Consider the following 17,283-nt stretch of genomic DNA (forward strand, 5'->3'; position numbering starts at 1 on the left):
ACAAACGCCAGCCAACATTGGTCAAAGCAGCAGATTCTGTCGATCTCCGGGGAAAGCGCAGAGTTCTGGCCACCCCATTTCCCTTGCGATTCTGGCGTAGAGCACTCTAGCCAGTTCTGGGGCCTGACGATTGTCAGCGGTATGCACAAACAGGAAAGGGGTTTTCCCCTGTTTTATCCACAGGCATAGCTGCCGTACCCAGGGCGCGAAATAGTGCTCATTAACGTCCTTGTCAAGATGCCCGATGTAACGAATGACAGGAAAATTTGCTGTGGAGAGCACATGTAGTGGGCGTCTTGGCTTTTCGCGCCTTGCCTGGAGGAGCCCGGGATGGTCCATCGGTGGGCCTGAAAACAGCGGCCGCACGTCGAGCATGACGCGATCGACACCATGACTTATCAACAGCGCGTTGATATCCCGCTCAGCGGTCCCCTTGTGGAAAAACTCATTGTGTCGCAGCTCCACCGCGCAGGGGTAGTCGGACGGCCAGTCCTCGAGCGTCTGCGCCAGTGCCGGGATTTCGTCCGGACCGAAGTCTCGCGGTAGCTGGATCATGACGGGCCCAAGCCTGTCCCGAAGAGGCGCCAGCGCCTCCAGGAATGCCTCCACCTCTTGCCCCACCTGCCTGAGTCGCTTGCCGTGGGTCAGTCGCTGGGGCAGCTTGAAGCAGAAACGAAAGCCCGCAGGCGCCTGTCGCGACCAGGCATCTACGGTGTCAGGCCTAGGCGCACCGCTGTAGAAGGTCGTGTTGCCCTCCACCGCATTGAATACTTCGGCGTAGTCTGACAACCATCCGTCGCGACCAGCATGAGGGGCGTAAAGCCCGCCTCGCCAGTCGGGATTCGCCCACATGGGCAAGCCGATATGCAGCGGGCGTTCAGGTGGATATTCACACAAGGTCTTGCTCTCGCCGAGCCATCAGGGGCGACAGGATACCACCCCGATCTATTATCGTCCGGCGACAGCGCGAGCTCCCTTATCTACCGAGACCGGACGCCATCCGCGATGACGGCTCTTCATGACACCTCTCTCACGGTTGCATGCCCCCCTGGTCTCCGTTGGGTACATCGTGGTGCGCCATCGAGGGTGGAACCTTGCCTAGAAGTCGTACTTGGCAGAGAGCTGCACGCGGTCTAGATCGAAGGTGTCCCCGTCGACCTCATCCAGGTCGTAGCGCTGGTACTCCGCTGACAGAGTGGTATTGGCGAAGGGAGACCACATCAGGTTGAGAAAAACGCTGTCGTAGCTGTCCGTATCATTGCCGCTGCCATGGCTGTCGAGTTCCGTGGCCGAGTAGGCAACGCTTGAGCGCAAGGTGTCGGTCCAGTAGTGCCGATAGATGGCGGACGCCCCCCAGGACTCGACCATCTTGAGCTGTCCATCCTCGACCTTGGCGTTGGGATAGGCACCCAGGGCCATGTAACGCCCCAGGTTGCCGTAGTTGGCCTGGAGCATAAGGTCATCTTTTTCGAACACCGGGAAACGCCCGGTCAGGCTGTAACCGGCCCCCCAGCGACTGTCGTCATCCTCGGCATCGTCCAGGCTGAAGCGTCGGACGACGGTGGCAGCAGAGACATGTCCCCAGTCCTGATCCACGTTGACTCGGGCCACCATATCCGGGGTGTCCTGGTCGTCGTCGCCATCCTCAGGGTTCTCCACCGCGAATTGTAGATTGCCCCAGTCCAGCGGGTAGGTGTAACGGAGCTGAGGCTGTCGCACAAAGATGGAGCCCGTATGGGTACTGAAGGCGTCCAGCTCCCCGAGTCCCTTCACGTCCATGAAGGTCGACCAGGTCTGGCCGGCCAGCCAGTTTCCCCAGCTCAAGTAAGCGTGCCGCAATCTGGGGGCGTAGGAGTTGGACACAAATTCGTTGGCTTCATCGTCGGCACCGTAGAAGTCCATCTCGATGAAGGTGTTCATGGTATCGCCCCCAACCGGCGTGGAGGTGCCGATATTGAAGCGCGTTTCACGTGCACTGAGGCTGACCCGATTGTCCTTGTCATCATCGGTGGCACGCAACAGCCCAGCCGTCACCGTCTCGTTGGCCTTGCCGTCGCTCAAACCGTTGTCGGAGAAAGCCGCCTGGGCCTTGATATAACCACCGATGGCCACCGTCGTCTCGCCCACCAGAAAGTCGCCGTCGTCGGTGCGCCTGACCACGCTGTCGCTGACCTCGGCCACCTCATGCTGCATATGGGTCTGTTGGCTGATCAGGCTGTCGATCTGGGCCTGCTGCTGCTCGACCAGCGCCATCGCCGCCTGTTGCTGCTGTTTCAGCAGTTCGATCTGGGCCTTTAGCTCGTTGAGTTCCTGCATGGTGGTCTGGGCAACGGCCTTCATAGGCACCATGGCGAGCACAGGAACGCCGGTCAGCATGGCAGCCGAGAGCACCACAGGAGAGAGCATGACAGGGGAGCGTAAGGGGCCGCTGGAGCATCGTCTGATCATCGCCAGTCCTCGGTCGTTATCGTTATAGGCTCAGGAGATTGGCTTCACCGCTACCGGCCAACATCACAAGCGCTTGATAAGCGACTATAGGAACGAAGATGCATCCATGGTGTTTGATTATGTGCTCAATAAGGCTAAGCACATAATGGCATCTATTGGCACACTAGAGAGGATTTTATCCCTATTTTCAGGGAACTAGCCTTACGTCAAAGACACATTTTCTGCACCGCAGCAGTTCGCAATGCACGCCATTGCACACATATCGAAGAGTGTTGTGCAGTGGATGCGAAACGTTAACGGCCTCTCGAAGCGACGGCGCCGAACACTGAGTGTTCGGCGCCGTCGCTTGTCTATGGTAGAGAACCACTCTTGTGGCTTACCGCTGGCCCCGTGGCTATTCCACGGTCACCGACTTGGCCAGGTTGCGGGGCTGATCCACATCGGTGCCCTTGAGTACCGCCACGTGGTAGGACAGCAGCTGCAGTGGCAGGGTGTAGAGGATCGGCGCCAAGGCATCATGCACATGGGGCAGATGCAGGACGCGGATACCGTCACTTTCATGCAGACCCACGTTCTCGTCAGCGAAGACATACAGTTCTCCGCCCCTTGCCCTGACTTCCTGCAAGTTGGACTTGAGCTTGTCGAGCAGCTCGTCGTTGGGGGCTACCGAGATCACCGGCATGTCGCTGTCCACCAGTGCCAACGGGCCATGCTTGAGCTCGCCCGCCGGATAGGCCTCGGCGTGAATGTAGGAGATTTCCTTGAGCTTGAGCGCACCTTCCTGGGCGATGGGGAAGTGGGCACCACGGCCCAGGAACAGCGCATGATGCTTTTCGGCAAAGGCCATGGACATGGCCTCGATGTCCCGGTCGAGACCCAGTACCTGGCTGCACAGGGTGGGCAGCGAACGCAGGGCATCGACGATCTCGGCCTGTTCGCCCTCGTCCATGCCACGCACCCGTCCCAGCGCCAGCGCAAACAGCATCAGCGCCGTCAGCTGGGTGGTGAAGGCCTTGGTAGAGGCCACGCCGATCTCGGGACCCGCCTGGGTCATCAGGGTCAGGTCGGCCTCACGTACCAGCGAACTCCCCGGCACGTTACAGATCCCCAGGCTACCCAGGTAGTTCTGCTGCTGCATGGCAAAGCGCATGGCGGCCAGGGTATCCGCCGTCTCCCCCGACTGGGAGAGCGTCACGAACAGGGTACCTTGGGGAACCACTACCTGACGGTAGCGATACTCGGACGCCACCTCCACCTGCACGGGCACATTGGTGTAGCGCTCCAGCCAGTACCGCGCCACCATTCCCGCATGGTAGCTGGTACCACAGGCCACGATGTGAATCTGGCGAACGTCCTTGAACAGGCGCTCGGCATCGGGACCGAAACTTTCCACCAGCACGCTGCGATCCCCCAGACGCCCTTCCAGAGCGGCGGCGATCACCTCCGGCTGCTCGTGAATCTCCTTGAGCATGAAGTGACGGTAGGCGCCCTTGCTGGCCGCTCCATCACCGTGCTCGAAGGTGTGGATCTCACGCTGAACCGCAACGCCGTCGGCATCAAACAGCTCAATCTGACCGTCACCCGACAGCCTGACCACATCTCCCTCGAGCAGATAGATGAAGCGATCGGTGACTGGCAACAGCGCCAGCGGATCAGAGGCCAGGAACGCCTCGTCGATACCGACCCCCACCACCAGAGGGCTGCCCTTGCGTGCTCCCACCACGACCCCCGGCTCATCCACCGCCATGACCGCCAGCGCGTAAGCACCATCCAGCCCGGCGACAACCCGCTGAAACGCACTCAAGAGATTGCCGTCGCGGCGCGACTCGCGCTCCAGCAGATGGGCGATGACTTCGGTGTCAGTCTCGGATTCGAACTGATAGCCCTGATCGCTGAGCTCTTGGCGCAGCGACTCATGGTTCTCGATGATGCCGTTATGCACCACCGCCAGGCGGTCCCGGGACTGGTGAGGATGTGCGTTGGGCTCGCTGGGACGGCCGTGGGTCGCCCAGCGGGTGTGGGCGATACCACTGTGACCGGGCAAGCCCGTCGCCTGCAGGCGTTCTTCCAGGGCCGCTACCTTGCCCACGGCACGTTGACGATCGAGGCTACCCATGGGGCTTCGCACCGCCATTCCGGCGCTATCGTAGCCGCGATACTCGAGGCGCTTGAGTCCCTCGAGCAAGATATTCTGTACGTTGCGCTGGGCAACCGCGGCGACGATGCCACACATAGGGGTCACTCCTTGAAAAACATCATGATTTACAGCAGCTACGCATCAGGGCACTGACACCCTCACTCATCGTCCTTGGACGGCCGCGGCCAGTTGGCCTTGGCAATCTGACGTGCCCTGGTCACCGCCAGGCTGTGATCGGCCACGTCTCGGCTGATGGTCGAACCAGCGCCTACCGTCGCCCCCTCACCGACACTGACCGGCGCCACCAGCGCTGAATTGGAACCGATAAAGGCGGCATCGCCGATCTCGGTACGATGCTTGTTGGCACCGTCATAGTTGCAGGTAATGGTACCTGCACCGATATTCACCTCACGGCCCAGGCGAGCGTCGCCCACATAACTCAAGTGGTTGATCTTGCTGCCTTCTCCGACCTCGGCATTCTTGGTCTCGACGAAGTTGCCCACCTTGGCCTTGACCGCCAGTCGCGAGCCAGGACGCAGCCGGGCGAAGGGGCCGACCTGATTGAGTCCCGCCAATACGGCGCCGTCAATGATGCTATGCGCCTCAATCACGCTTTCGGCACCAATGTGACTGTTACGAATCACCGTGTAGGGGCCAATCCGTACGCCTTCGCCCAGCTCAACCTCGCCTTCAAACACGCAGCCTACGTCGATAAAGACATCGTGACCGCAGCTCAGACGCCCACGCACATCGAGTCGTGCAGGGTCGGCCAGGGCCACACCACTGGCCATCAATGACTCGGCGATGCTGTGCTGGTGGGCACGCTCGAGCCGGGCCATCTGAGACCGGTTGTTGACGCCTTCCACCTCGATCGGACGCGACGGCTGAGCGGTAGCAACGCGGACACCCTCGGCAGCCGCCATGGCAATCACATCGGTGAGGTAGTACTCACCCTGTGCATTGTCGGAGGAAAGCTCGGGCAGCCAGCGCTTCAACTGCGCACTGGTCATGGCCATGATGCCGGTGTTGCACTCACGGATCGCAAGTTGCTCGTCGTTGGCATCCTTCTGCTCGACGATGGCCACGACATTGTCCTGCTCATCGCGGACGATGCGTCCGTAGCCGCTGGGATCTTCCAGAGTGACCGTCAAAAGGCCCATGCTGTGATCATTCACCTGGGTGAGCAATGACGTCAGCGTATCGCGACGAATCAGCGGCACATCGCCATACAGCACCAAGACCTTGCCATCTCCCAGTTGTCCCAGCGCCTGGGCCACGGCATGTCCGGTCCCTTTCTGTTCCGCCTGATGGGCGAATCCCACTCCTGTATCGGCCAGCGCCTCGCGCACCCTCTCACCGCCGTGTCCGATGACCACGTGGGTACGCTGTGCGCCAAGTCCCGACGCAGTGTCCACCACGTGACGCACCATCGGCTTTCCAGCCAGGGTATGCAGTACCTTGGGCAGGCTGGAGCGCATGCGGGTGCCTTGTCCGGCGGCCAGAATCACCACATCGAGGCTCATTGTGACTCCTTGTCGTGTAGAGGAGAGAAAAAGATCCGGGCTGACCAGAACGCCATGACCTTGACCAGCAGGGACCGCTGCCCTTGAGACAGCATAGTCTGGTCAGCGCCTGGTCGCGCCTTCTTGCGAACAGTGTTTCTATTCTAGCGGGATGTCGTCCTGGGACACTACCTTGAGACCAAGCTTGTCGACGACATCACTGCCAAACCGCTCGACGAAGGCGGGACTGACCCAGCTCTCCCATCCTTCGCCTTGACGTACCAGCATGACGACCGGCAGCTCCGCGGCAATCGCCGCCTGCATGCCCTCCCGCTCGCCCATCACGCTGATGGCGGTGGCCCAGGCATCTGCCCAGGCGTTGGAGGGATGCACCACGCTGACCGACGCCAGGCGATGGGTGATCGGCCGTCCAGTGCGCGGATCGATGGTGTGGGAATAGCGCTTGCCATCCACCTCGAAGTAATGGCGATAGTCGCCTGAGGTGGCTACCGAGATATCGTCCAGACCGACCACATGCTGTGCCTTGGGAGTGCCGTTCTCGGGTACCTCGATACCGATGCGCCATAGGCCATCACCACCGTCACGGTGGCCTTTCACCTTGACCTCGCCGCCCAGGTTGACCAGGTAGTTGGCAATGCCCTGGCGGTCGAGAAACGCCGCCACTTCATCCGTGGCAAACCCCTTGGCGACGCCGGAAAGGTCCACATAGACGTCGCGCAGGCGTCTGGCCTGGGCAGTGTCGGTATCAATCTCGAGGGCATCCATGCCAACTTCGGCCAGGCGCTGCTGCAGCACCGCCTCATCGGGAATCTGTTCGGGTTCGGCTTCAGGACCGAAGCTCCACAAATTGACCAGACTGCCGACGGTCACATCGAACGCACCGTGACTTTGCTGGCTGACCGACTGGCTGATGGCCAGGACCTCCATGAACTCGTCGGAGATCGGCTGCCACTGAGCCAACGGGGCCTGATTGAAGGCACTGAGCTCGGAGTCATCCCGCCAGGTCGACATGGAAGCATCGACATCGTGCATTTCGTCGAGCACGCCCTGCTCGATCTCTTCCAGCTGCTGTTCGGTCAGCGGATCCGCCACGGTGATCTGGTAAAAGGTGCCAAAGATGTCACCTTCCAGGGTCACCGCCGACGTGGTGGTGTCGGGCTCATCGCTGCAACCGATCAACAGTGATGCAAGCACAGGCAAAAGCCAGCAACGTCGCACAGTCTTGGCGCTGATCATGGGGGCCTCCTTGAGCATCAACCAAACAGCCAGATCAGCGCGATGCCCAGCAGCACGCGATAGACGACGAAAGGCTGCATGCCGATACGCTTGATGAATGACAAAAAGAAGTGGATGCACAGATAGGCGCTGACGCCGGACAGCAAGGTGCCTATCGCCAGATCTCCCCAGTGCACATCGATACCGGACTGCAGCAGCTCACAGGCTTCCAGCCCGCCAGCCAGGATGATGACCGGAATCGACAGCAAAAAGGAAAAGCGTGCCGCGGCCTCTCTGCCCATGCCAAGCAACAGCGCTACGGTAATGGTAATGCCGGAACGCGAGGTACCCGGGATCAGCGCCAACGCCTGACCGATGCCAATCCACAGGGCGTCTTTCCAGCTCAGCTGATATTCACTGCGGGACCCACGGAAGCGCCAGTCAGCCAGACCCAGCAACAGACCAAAGGCGATCAAACCGAATGCCAGCACCATGGGGGAGCGCGCGTACTGTTCAATGATGTCCTTGAACAGGAGGCCTGCCACGCCGACGGGAATCGTGGCAAGGATGACCCACCAGGCGAGCTTGCCGTCCTGATCGGTGCCACGGCCAGCGACACTTCTGCACCAGCTCAAGATCATGCGCTGGATGTCATCACGAAAGTAGATGAGCACGGCCGCCAGACTCCCCAGATGCAGAGCGACATCAAAGGCCAGTCCTTGATCGGGCCAATCGCTGAACACCGGAACCAGAATCAAGTGAGCGGAGCTGGAGACGGGGAGGAACTCTGAAATTCCCTGAACCAGGGAAAGTACAACTATCTGTAGCCAATCCATCGGATAACCCGTAAGCATGAAAGGGTGACAGGCAAACGCGTGCAAGAGCATACACGCCGCCGCGCCGGATGTCCGCCCAGAGCCTTGAAGCGGAGCCCACGGGCAGCGTTTTCCCCACCTGGGTCAACCACCGACAACCTACCGTGCTGTTGGCGCGTCACCACCGTTCACACGCTGGAAGATGAGGCAGAGCTCCCGGCAAGACGGCCATCAAGAGCCTGTCAGTATCAGGGCGGCAATCGAGAAGTAGATGACCACACCGGAGGCATCGATCAAGGTGGTCACCAGCGGAGCAGAGGCAGTCGCTGGATCCCAGCCCAGGCGGTCCAGCACGAACGGCAGGCACATGCCCAGCAGGCTGCCAAACAGCACGATGCAGATCATGCTGATGGCGACCACCATGGCAACCGCCTCACCGCCCCGCATCACGCCGATGGGGGCCACCGCCAGCGCCATGGTCAGACCGAGCGATCCCGCGACCAGCAACTCTCGCCCCAGCAGCTTGCCCCAGTCCTTGATCCCCACATCGCCGGTCGCCATGCCACGTACCATCAAGGTGGCGGCCTGGGCACCGGCATTCCCGCCACTGCCAATCAGCAGCGGCAGAAAAAACACCAGGGTCACCTGAGCCGCGATGGTGTCCTCGAAATGGGCGATACCAGCGCCAGAAAACAGGTTACCGAACACCAACAGCACCAGCCAGGTGACCCGCTTGCGATAGAGGCTCCACAACGGCACTCGCGAAACCCCGCCCTCAAGCTGGCCGATGGACATCCCCTTATGGATATCCTCGGTGGCCTCGGACTCGACCACATCCAGCGCGTCGTCGTGGGTCACGATACCCACCAGCCGCGCGTCGCCATCAATCACCGGCAGGGCCAGCAGGTCGTAGCGTGCCACCACCCGCGCGACCTCCTCCTGCTCGGCATCCACATTGATGCTGATGACGTCACGTATCATCAGTTCATCGATGGTCGCCTGGGGCCGTGCCACCATCAGCTGACGCAACGACATGGTGCCTGCCAGACGCCCCTGTTCATCCACTACGTACAGCTGATACACGGTTTCCGCGTCGGGGGCGGTCTGGCGCACCCTCATCATGGCTCTAGAGACCGTGAGTCCCATCGGGATCGCCACGTAATCCGCGGTCATCAGCGCACCAGCGGTGCCTTCTTCGTAGCTCGCAAGGCGCTTCAACGCTTCCCGCTCACGCCTGGCCATGCGGCGCAGCAGCGCCTCCTTGCGGTCGTCTCCCAGCACCTTGAACAGATCGGCTCGCTCATCGGACCCCATCTTGTCGAGGATGCGCGATAACCAGGCATCCTCTACCCGCCCCGCCATTTCATCCTGGGCATCGTTCGGCAGGTGTCCAAAGACGCTGGCCTGGCGCTCCATGGGCAGGCTCTTGAGCAGCGCCAAGGCGCTATCCACCTGGGCCTCATCTTCCAGCATCTGCTCGAGGATATCCGCCAGATCAGCCGACCGTATCTGAGGCAAGCGGGCGTCCAGCGCCTCACTGTCACCTTGCGCCAGGGCCGCCAACAGGGCCTGCTGGTGCTGCATCAAGGGAGCAGTCAATGTCATGGGCGTCTCCTTGGGCGTGACAGAAAAAGGTCTGAGTGTGGCGCTGCGACGTGCCGTGCGGCCTATGCGCAGACCCGGGGCGTGGCAACATGCTTCAACCAGCGTGCTCGGTGGCAAGGGCAGTGGCATGAGCCGTGACATGATCGGCGACACGGCCGTCTTGGAGGACTCGCCATGCTGTCAGCTCTTGCCGGGAGGCATGCTGCCCCAGAGCATTAAACGAAAGTCGATATGATGCCACGCTCTCGTGACAAAAGCGCTCCAGCAACGCAGATCTACCGGCACGGATCATGAGCAAGGGCCATGCATAAGCCGTCTCGTCGCCCTTCGTGCCCTGCTCCAGCAGCCGCTCCGTCAGCCACCCTGGCGGCGACCACCTTACCCAGCAAAAAAACGCCCCCCGAGTGGAGACCACTCGGGGGGCGGGGGCTTGCTTGCCGGGGCGCGAGCGGTTAGCTCTTGCCAGCCTTGCGACGCAGCTGCTGGATGGTACGCAGCTGAGCCATGGCCTCGGAAAGCTCCGCTGCGGCACGGGTGTAATCCATTTCCGCAGACTTGTCTTCCATGGCCTTCAGGGCCTGCTTGCGCGCCTCCTCGGCGGACGCCTCATCCAGATCGGATGCGCGAACCGCTGTATCGGCCAGCACGATCACCTTCTCGGGCTGCACTTCGATAAAACCGCCGGAGACGTAGTAGTTCTCCTCGCGGCCTTCGTTGAGCACGCGCACGGGACCAGGTGCCAACTCGGTCAGCAGCGGCGTGTGGCCGGCCAGGATACCAAGATCCCCCAGGATGCCAGCCGCCACCACCTGCTCGGCGCTACCGGAGTAGACCGAGCCTTCGGCACTGACGATCTCGCATTGGATGGTTTTCGTCATGATGACGTCTCCCGGTTAGAGGGATTACTTCATCTGGTTGGCTTTCTCGACGGCCTCGTCGATGGTGCCGACCATGTAGAAGGCCTGCTCGGGCAGCTCGTCGTACTCGCCGTCAAGGATGCCCTGGAAGCCACGAATGGTTTCCTTAAGGGACACGTACTTGCCCGGGGAGCCGGTGAAGACCTCAGCAACGAAGAACGGCTGCGACAGGAAGCGCTGAATCTTACGCGCCCGTGCCACGATCTGCTTGTCTTCGTCGGACAGCTCGTCCATCCCCAGGATGGCGATGATGTCCTTGAGCTCCTTGTAACGCTGGAGCACGCCCTGCACACCGCGAGCCACGTTGTAGTGCTCGTCGCCCACGACCAGCGGATCGAGCTGGCGAGAGGTGGAGTCCAGCGGGTCGATGGCCGGGTAGATACCCAGCTCGGCGATGGAGCGCGCCAGTACGACCGTGGCATCCAGGTGCGAGAAGGTGGTGGCCGGAGACGGATCGGTCAAGTCATCCGCAGGCACGTAGACGGCCTGGACGGAGGTGATGGAGCCCGTCTTGGTGGAGGTGATACGCTCCTGCAGAACGCCCATCTCCTCGGCCAGCGTCGGCTGGTAACCCACCGCAGACGGCATACGGCCGAGCAGTGCGGATACTTCAGTACCGGCCAGGGTGTAACGATAGATGTTGTCGACGAACAGCAGAACGTCACGACCTTCGTCACGGAACTTCTCGGCGATGGTCAGACCGGTCAGCGCGACGCGCAGACGGTTGCCGGGCGGCTCGTTCATCTGGCCATAGACCAGTGCCACCTTGTCGAGAACGTTGGATTCCTGCATCTCGTGATAGAAGTCGTTACCTTCACGAGTACGCTCACCAACACCGGCAAACACGGAGTAACCGCTGTGCTCGGTGGCGATGTTACGAATCAGTTCCATCATGTTGACGGTCTTGCCGACACCGGCACCGCCGAACAGACCGACCTTACCGCCCTTGGCAAACGGACACACCAGGTCGATGACCTTGATGCCCGTCTCGAGCAGTTCGTTGGTCGCTGCCTGGTCCGCATAGCCCGGAGCTCCGCGGTGGATCGGCATACGTTCCTGCTCGCCGATGTCACCCGCTTCATCGATCGGCTCGCCCAGCACGTTCATGATCCGGCCCAGAGTTTCCTGGCCCACCGGAACAGAAATAGCCGCACCGGTGTTCTCGGTGTTCATGCCGCGCTTGAGCCCTTCGGTAGAGCCCATGGCGATGCAGCGCACCACGCCGTCACCCAGCTGCTGCTGGACTTCGAGGATGGTTTCCTTGTCGGAGACCTTCAGCGCGTCGTAGACCTTGGGCACGTCGTCCCGCGGAAACTCTACGTCAATCACCGCGCCGATGATTTGTACGATACGTCCGCTCATCTTGGTTCCTCTCTAAAACCTGCAAATGAAACCTGCATACCTTTAAACAGCGGCGGCACCGCCAACGATCTCGGAGATTTCCTGGGTAATGGCCGCCTGACGGGCCTTGTTGTACACCAGCTCCAGATCATCGATGAGGTTGCCCGCGTTGTCGGTCGCGCTCTTCATGGCAACCATGCGTGCCGCCTGCTCGCACGCTGTGTTCTCGACCACTGCCTGATACACCTGCGCTTCCACGTAGCGCACGAGCAGGCTGTCGAGCAGCGCCTTGGCATCCGGCTCATACAGGTAGTCCCAACTGTTGGGACGTTTGTTCTCGTCGTCATCCTCGACCTTGGCGGTGTCCTCGGTCAGCGGAAGCAGCTGACGGACGACCGGCTTCTGGGTCATGGTGTTGACGAATTCGTTGTGCACGACGTAAAGACGATCCAGATTGCCTGCATCGTAGGCATCCAGCATCACCTTCACGCTACCGATCAGATCATCAAGACTCGGCGACTCGCCGAGGCCGCTCTTGGCCGCGACCAGACTTCCACCGTACTTGCGGAAGAAGCTGCTGGCCTTGCTGCCAAGGGCACAGAAGTCGAGCTCAGCGCCCTTCTCGTGCCATGCCTGGGCATCCTTGACCGTCGCCTTGAACAGGTTGACGTTCAAGCCGCCGCAGAGACCGCGATCGCTGGAGACGACGATGTAACCGACGCGCTTGGCCTCACGCTCTTCCATCCACGGATGCTTGTACTCCGGGTTGGCCTGGGCGAGATGACCCACCACGTAACGGATCTGTTCGGCATAAGGCTTGCTTGCCGACATCCGTTCCTGGGTCTTGCGCATCTTCGACGCCGCCACCATCTGCATCGCATTGGTGATCTTCTGCGTGTTCTTGATGCTCGCAATCTGCGTGCGAATCTCTTTTCCGACTGCCATGGCGATCTACCCTTGTTCGGTGACCCTCAGAATCCTGTTCGACCAGCTGGCCCGCCGTCAGGCGGGCCAGAGGGCGCTTACCAGCTCTGAGAAGACTTGAACTTCTGGAGACCTTGCTTCAGGCCGTCCTTGATCTCGTCGTTGTAGTCGCCGGACTCGTTGATCTTGTCGATCAAGGCGCCATGCTCGGACTTCATGTACTCATGCAGCGCATGCTCGAAGTCCAGCACCTTGTTGACGTCGACATCATCGAGGAAGCCTTCGTTGGCGGCAAACAGAGAGATGGCCATCTCGGCAACCGACATCGGCGAGTACTGCTTCTGCTTCATCAGCTCAGTGACGCGCTGACCGTGCTCGAGCTGCTTACGGGTCGCTTCGTCCAGGTCGGAGGCGAACTGGGAGAAGGCCGCGAGCTCGCGGTACTGGGCCAACGCCAGACGGACGCTGCCGCCGAGCTTCTTGATGATCTTGGTCTGAGCAGAACCACCCACACGAGATACCGACAGACCAGCGTTGATGGCCGGACGGATACCCGAGTTGAACAGGTCGGTCTCGAGGAAGATCTGACCGTCGGTGATGGAGATCACGTTGGTCGGAACGAACGCAGACACGTCACCGGCCTGGGTCTCGATGATCGGCAGAGCGGTCAGCGAGCCCGTCTTGCCCTTCACTTCACCATTGGTGAACTTCTCGACATAGTCGGCGTTCACGCGAGCGGCACGCTCGAGCAGGCGAGAGTGGAGGTAGAAGACGTCACCAGGGAAGGCTTCACGACCCGGCGGACGACGCAGCAGCAGAGACACCTGGCGGTACGCCACGGCCTGCTTGGACAGGTCATCATAGACGATCAGGGCATCTTCGCCGCGGTCACGGAAGTACTCACCCATGGTGCAGCCGGAGTAGGCGGCCAGGAACTGCATCGGGGCCGGGTCGGCGGCGCCGGCAGCAACCACGATGGTGTGCTCCATGGCGCCGTGCTCTTCGAGCTTGCGCACCACGTTGGCGATGGTCGACTGCTTCTGACCGATAGCCACGTAGACACAGGTAACACCAGTGCCTTTCTGGTTGATGATGGCATCGATGGCGATCGCCGACTTACCAATCTGGCGGTCACCGATGATCAGCTCACGCTGACCACGGCCGATCGGCACCATGGCGTCGATGGACTTGAAACCGGTCTGGATCGGCTCGTCAACGGACTGACGAGTGATGACGCCAGGCGCGACCTTCTCGACCGCGTCGGTTTCCTTGGTGCCCAGGTCGCCCTTGCCGTCGATGGGGTTACCGAGGGCGTCGACCACGCGACCACGCAGCTCGGGGCCCACCGGCACCTCGAGGATGCGGCCGGTGCACTGGGCAGTCATGCCCTCTTCCAGCTGCAGGTAATCACCCAGGACCACGGCACCGACATTGTCGCGCTCGAGGTTCAGGGTCATCCCGAAGATGCCGCCGGGGAATTCGATCATCTCACCGAACATTGCGTCGGCGAGGCCGTGAATCTGCACGATACCGTCAGACACGCTGACGATCGTACCCTGATTACGGGCTTCGGATGCGACGTCAAGCTTCTCAATGCGCTGCTTGATGATGTCGCTGATCTCGGAAGGATTCAGTTGCTGCATGCCATGTCCCTCAGACTCAGGCGGAAAGGGCTTCCTGGAGGCGGTTCAATCGACCGCGTACCGAACCGTCAATGACGGTGTCGCCGGCACGCAGGATCACGCCGCCCAGGAGCGTCTTGTCCACCTGAGTGGTAATGGAGATTTCGCGGTTCAGACGCTTGGCCAGTGCACTCGCGAGCGATTGTTCCTGGGCTTCGGCCAGCGGAAAGGCAGAGACAATCTCCACCTCGACCCGCTTTTCCTGCTGGGCCTTGAGCACCTCGAACTGCTCGGCGATGGCGCCGAGCGCCGTCAGGCGACCCTTTTGGCCGACCAGACGAACGAAGTTCTTGAGGTCGTCATTGACGGCGTCACCACAGACGTCGACGACAACATCAGCCTTCTGTGCGCTGGACAGCTTGGGGTTGCCGAGCACTCGGCCGCGCATGTCGTCATCGCTGACGACCTGCGCGACGCGGGCCAGCATGCCGGACCAGTCCTCGAGCGCGTCCTTGGCCACGGCGTGCTCAAAGGCAGCCTTGGCGTATGGGCGAGCGATAGTTGACGTTTCCGCCATGGGGCACCTCCTCAGAGCTCTTTGGCGAGTTTGTCGACGATGGCAGCGTGCTGCTTCTCGTCGATGGAGGACTCCAGAATTCGCTCAGCGCCCAGCACCGCCAGGCGTGACACTTGTGCGCGCAGATCTTCTTTCGCGCGTGCCACTTCCTGCTCGATTTCAGACTTGGCCTTGGCAATCATGCGCTCGCCTTCGAGGCGGGCGTCTTCGCGTGCCTGTTCGAGCTTCTGGTTGGCCTGTTTCTGGGCCTGTTCCAGGATCTCGGCCGCCTCTTGCTTGCTCTTGCGCAGAGTCTCGTCGGCCTCTTTCTCGGCCACTTCGAGATCCCGCGCCGCACGGCTGGCAGCATCCAGGCCATCGGCGATCTTCTTCTGGCGTTCCTGCAGAGCTTGCATGACCGGCGGCCAAATAAACTTCATGCAGAACCAGACGAAGAACGCAAAGGCGATAGCCTGGCCGACTAGGGTAAGGTTCAGGTTCACGCCAGCACCTCTCGCGTTACGGGTTTGGGGTTAAGGGTTCGACGGCTCATGACGAGCGGTCGGACATTAACCGACAAACGGGTTAGCGAAGGTGAAGAACAGCGCGATACCCACACCGATCATGGTCACGGCGTCCAGCAGGCCGGCGACGATGAACATCTTGACCTGCAGCATCGGAACCATTTCCGGCTGACGTGCAGCGCCTTCCAGGAACTTGCCGCCGAGGATACCGAAGCCGATAGCGGTACCGAGGGCACCCAGGCCGATCAGCAGGGACACGGCGATGGCGGTCATACCCAGAACTTGTGCTTCCATGGTGGTCTCTCCAGTTTTTAGTTGAAACTAAGGTTTATCAGTGGGTTAGGGTTAAGGGTTAGGGGTAATGCGAAACCGTCAGTGCTTTTCCACCGCCATGCTCATGTAGACGATGGTCAGCATCATGAAGATGAAGGCCTGCAGGGTGATGACCAGAATGTGGAACACCGCCCAGGTGAAGTGCAGCGGCAGCTGCCACAGGCCAATCATGGCGATCAGGATGAAGATCAGCTCACCGGCGTAGAGGTTGCCGAACAGTCGCAGGGCCAGGGAAATCGGCTTGGCCAGCAGGGTCACGAACTCCAGCAGGAAGTTAACCGGGATGAACAGCGCCTGAACCAGCTTGTTCGGTGAGTTGAACGGGTGCAGGGTCAGCTCGCCAATGAAGCCGGAGAAGCCCTTGGTGCGAATGGTGTAGAAGATGATCAGGCCAAACACCGACAGCGCCATGCCCAGGGTGGCATTGACGTCAGTGGTCGGCACCACCTTGAAGTAGACGTGGGCAGGATCGGCTCCGAACATGGCGCCAATCTTGGCCGCCAGCATCGGCAGGAAGTCTACCGGCACCAGGTCCATGAGGTTCATCAGGAACACCCAGCAGAAGATCGTCAGCGCCAGTGGCGCGATCAGCTTGCTCTTGCCGTGGAAGGTGTCCTTGACCGAGTTGTCGACGAACTCGACCATCAGCTCGACAAAGTTCTGCAGCGCGCCAGGCACACCGGTGGTCGCCGTGTTGGCGGCCTTCTTGAACAGCCACAGGAAGATCAGGCCCAGGCCCACGGACCAGCCCAGCGTGTCCAGGTGAACGGCCCAGAAGCCCATATCGGACGCTTCCTGAGCGGAATGCGCGATGGACCAGCCATTGTCGGGATGCAGCCCGAAGGTCAGGTTCTGCAGGTGGTGCTGGATATATTCCGTAGGGGTCGGATTCGTGCCTGCCATGTCTGCCTCGTTGTCAGGTGTGCGACGGTCGTTTCACTAGCCAGGGCCCCAGCCAATGAACGAACAGCGTCACCACATAAGCGCCAAAGAAAAAAGTCGGGTTTGAGGGAGGCACTGCGATGAACACTAGAGTGAACAGCGCCGCCGTCAAACCGAACTTGCCGGCTTCCGCACGATAGAAATTGTTGACGATGATCTTTGAATGACGCGCCCCTTGCGTGCGGAACACACACCAGGCAAAGAACACGTTGGGCAGAAAGGCCACAAGCCCACCCAGCGCCGCAGAGGATGTCCCCGGCACACCGCTGGTCACAGCGGCAACCGCGCTGATCAGCGCAACGGTGGCAAGCTGCACCATCAGCAGACGCTGCACCTGGGGTCGTTGAATCCTGGCCGCCAAGTGATTCTCCCGACGCGCCG

At 60.9% G+C, this 17,283-nt stretch carries 16 protein-coding genes; all 16 read right to left on the reverse strand.

What is annotated here, in order from left to right; translation table 11 throughout:
• Positions 1 to 21: 21 nt before the first annotated feature.
• Positions 22 to 852 (reverse strand): DUF72 domain-containing protein, encoded by an 831-nt coding sequence (locus tag KUW18_RS05200; protein WP_222561050.1) that lies wholly within the window; start codon positions 850 to 852, stop codon positions 22 to 24.
• A gap of 246 nt (positions 853 to 1,098) precedes the next feature.
• Positions 1,099 to 2,448: a DcaP family trimeric outer membrane transporter gene (locus tag KUW18_RS05205; protein ID WP_206942052.1), complete on the reverse strand. Its 1,350-nt coding sequence runs from the start codon at positions 2,446 to 2,448 to the stop codon at positions 1,099 to 1,101.
• Positions 2,449 to 2,842: 394 nt separating this feature from the next.
• Complete coding sequence (gene glmS, locus KUW18_RS05210; RefSeq protein WP_222486899.1) at positions 2,843 to 4,681, reverse strand: glutamine--fructose-6-phosphate transaminase (isomerizing); 1,839 nt, start codon at positions 4,679 to 4,681, stop codon at positions 2,843 to 2,845.
• Between the two features lie 62 nt (positions 4,682 to 4,743).
• Positions 4,744 to 6,108, reverse strand: coding sequence for a bifunctional UDP-N-acetylglucosamine diphosphorylase/glucosamine-1-phosphate N-acetyltransferase GlmU (gene glmU / locus KUW18_RS05215; protein WP_222162279.1), 1,365 nt, complete (start codon positions 6,106 to 6,108; stop codon positions 4,744 to 4,746).
• Positions 6,109 to 6,246: 138 nt separating this feature from the next.
• Positions 6,247 to 7,344, reverse strand: coding sequence for an FAD:protein FMN transferase (locus tag KUW18_RS05220; protein ID WP_206942056.1), 1,098 nt, complete (start codon positions 7,342 to 7,344; stop codon positions 6,247 to 6,249).
• A 17-nt stretch (positions 7,345 to 7,361) separates the two neighbouring features.
• Complete coding sequence (locus tag KUW18_RS05225) at positions 7,362 to 8,159, reverse strand: undecaprenyl-diphosphate phosphatase (protein ID WP_206942057.1); 798 nt, start codon at positions 8,157 to 8,159, stop codon at positions 7,362 to 7,364.
• A gap of 210 nt (positions 8,160 to 8,369) precedes the next feature.
• Entirely contained in the window at positions 8,370 to 9,743 is a 1,374-nt protein-coding gene (mgtE, locus tag KUW18_RS05230; RefSeq protein WP_222560956.1) for a magnesium transporter, read from the reverse strand.
• Positions 9,744 to 10,195: 452 nt separating this feature from the next.
• The gene (locus KUW18_RS05235; RefSeq protein ID WP_206942059.1) at positions 10,196 to 10,621 is read right to left on the reverse strand and encodes a F0F1 ATP synthase subunit epsilon; all 426 of its coding nucleotides are present in this window, start codon (positions 10,619 to 10,621) and stop codon (positions 10,196 to 10,198) included.
• A gap of 24 nt (positions 10,622 to 10,645) precedes the next feature.
• Positions 10,646 to 12,022 carry a F0F1 ATP synthase subunit beta gene (gene atpD / locus KUW18_RS05240; protein ID WP_206942060.1) on the reverse strand — a complete coding sequence of 459 codons (1,377 nt, stop codon included), beginning with the start codon at positions 12,020 to 12,022 and terminating at the stop codon, positions 10,646 to 10,648.
• Positions 12,023 to 12,064: 42 nt separating this feature from the next.
• On the reverse strand, positions 12,065 to 12,946 hold the full coding sequence (gene atpG / locus KUW18_RS05245; RefSeq protein WP_206942061.1) for a F0F1 ATP synthase subunit gamma: 882 nt from the start codon (positions 12,944 to 12,946) through the stop codon (positions 12,065 to 12,067).
• A gap of 77 nt (positions 12,947 to 13,023) precedes the next feature.
• Complete coding sequence (atpA, locus tag KUW18_RS05250) at positions 13,024 to 14,568, reverse strand: F0F1 ATP synthase subunit alpha (protein WP_206942062.1); 1,545 nt, start codon at positions 14,566 to 14,568, stop codon at positions 13,024 to 13,026.
• A 16-nt stretch (positions 14,569 to 14,584) separates the two neighbouring features.
• Positions 14,585 to 15,124 (reverse strand): F0F1 ATP synthase subunit delta, encoded by a 540-nt coding sequence (locus KUW18_RS05255; protein WP_206942064.1) that lies wholly within the window; start codon positions 15,122 to 15,124, stop codon positions 14,585 to 14,587.
• A gap of 11 nt (positions 15,125 to 15,135) precedes the next feature.
• On the reverse strand, positions 15,136 to 15,606 hold the full coding sequence (locus KUW18_RS05260; RefSeq protein ID WP_045992711.1) for a F0F1 ATP synthase subunit B: 471 nt from the start codon (positions 15,604 to 15,606) through the stop codon (positions 15,136 to 15,138).
• 66 nt (positions 15,607 to 15,672) lie between these two features.
• Complete coding sequence (gene atpE / locus KUW18_RS05265) at positions 15,673 to 15,921, reverse strand: F0F1 ATP synthase subunit C (protein WP_045992712.1); 249 nt, start codon at positions 15,919 to 15,921, stop codon at positions 15,673 to 15,675.
• Between the two features lie 78 nt (positions 15,922 to 15,999).
• Complete coding sequence (gene atpB / locus KUW18_RS05270; RefSeq protein WP_206942065.1) at positions 16,000 to 16,863, reverse strand: F0F1 ATP synthase subunit A; 864 nt, start codon at positions 16,861 to 16,863, stop codon at positions 16,000 to 16,002.
• Positions 16,864 to 16,876: 13 nt separating this feature from the next.
• Entirely contained in the window at positions 16,877 to 17,263 is a 387-nt protein-coding gene (locus KUW18_RS05275) for a F0F1 ATP synthase subunit I (protein ID WP_206942066.1), read from the reverse strand.
• Positions 17,264 to 17,283: the final 20 nt, after the last annotated feature.

Source organism: Halomonas sp. DP5Y7-2, assembly GCF_019802025.1.
GTDB classification, from domain to species: domain Bacteria; phylum Pseudomonadota; class Gammaproteobacteria; order Pseudomonadales; family Halomonadaceae; genus Halomonas; species Halomonas litopenaei_A.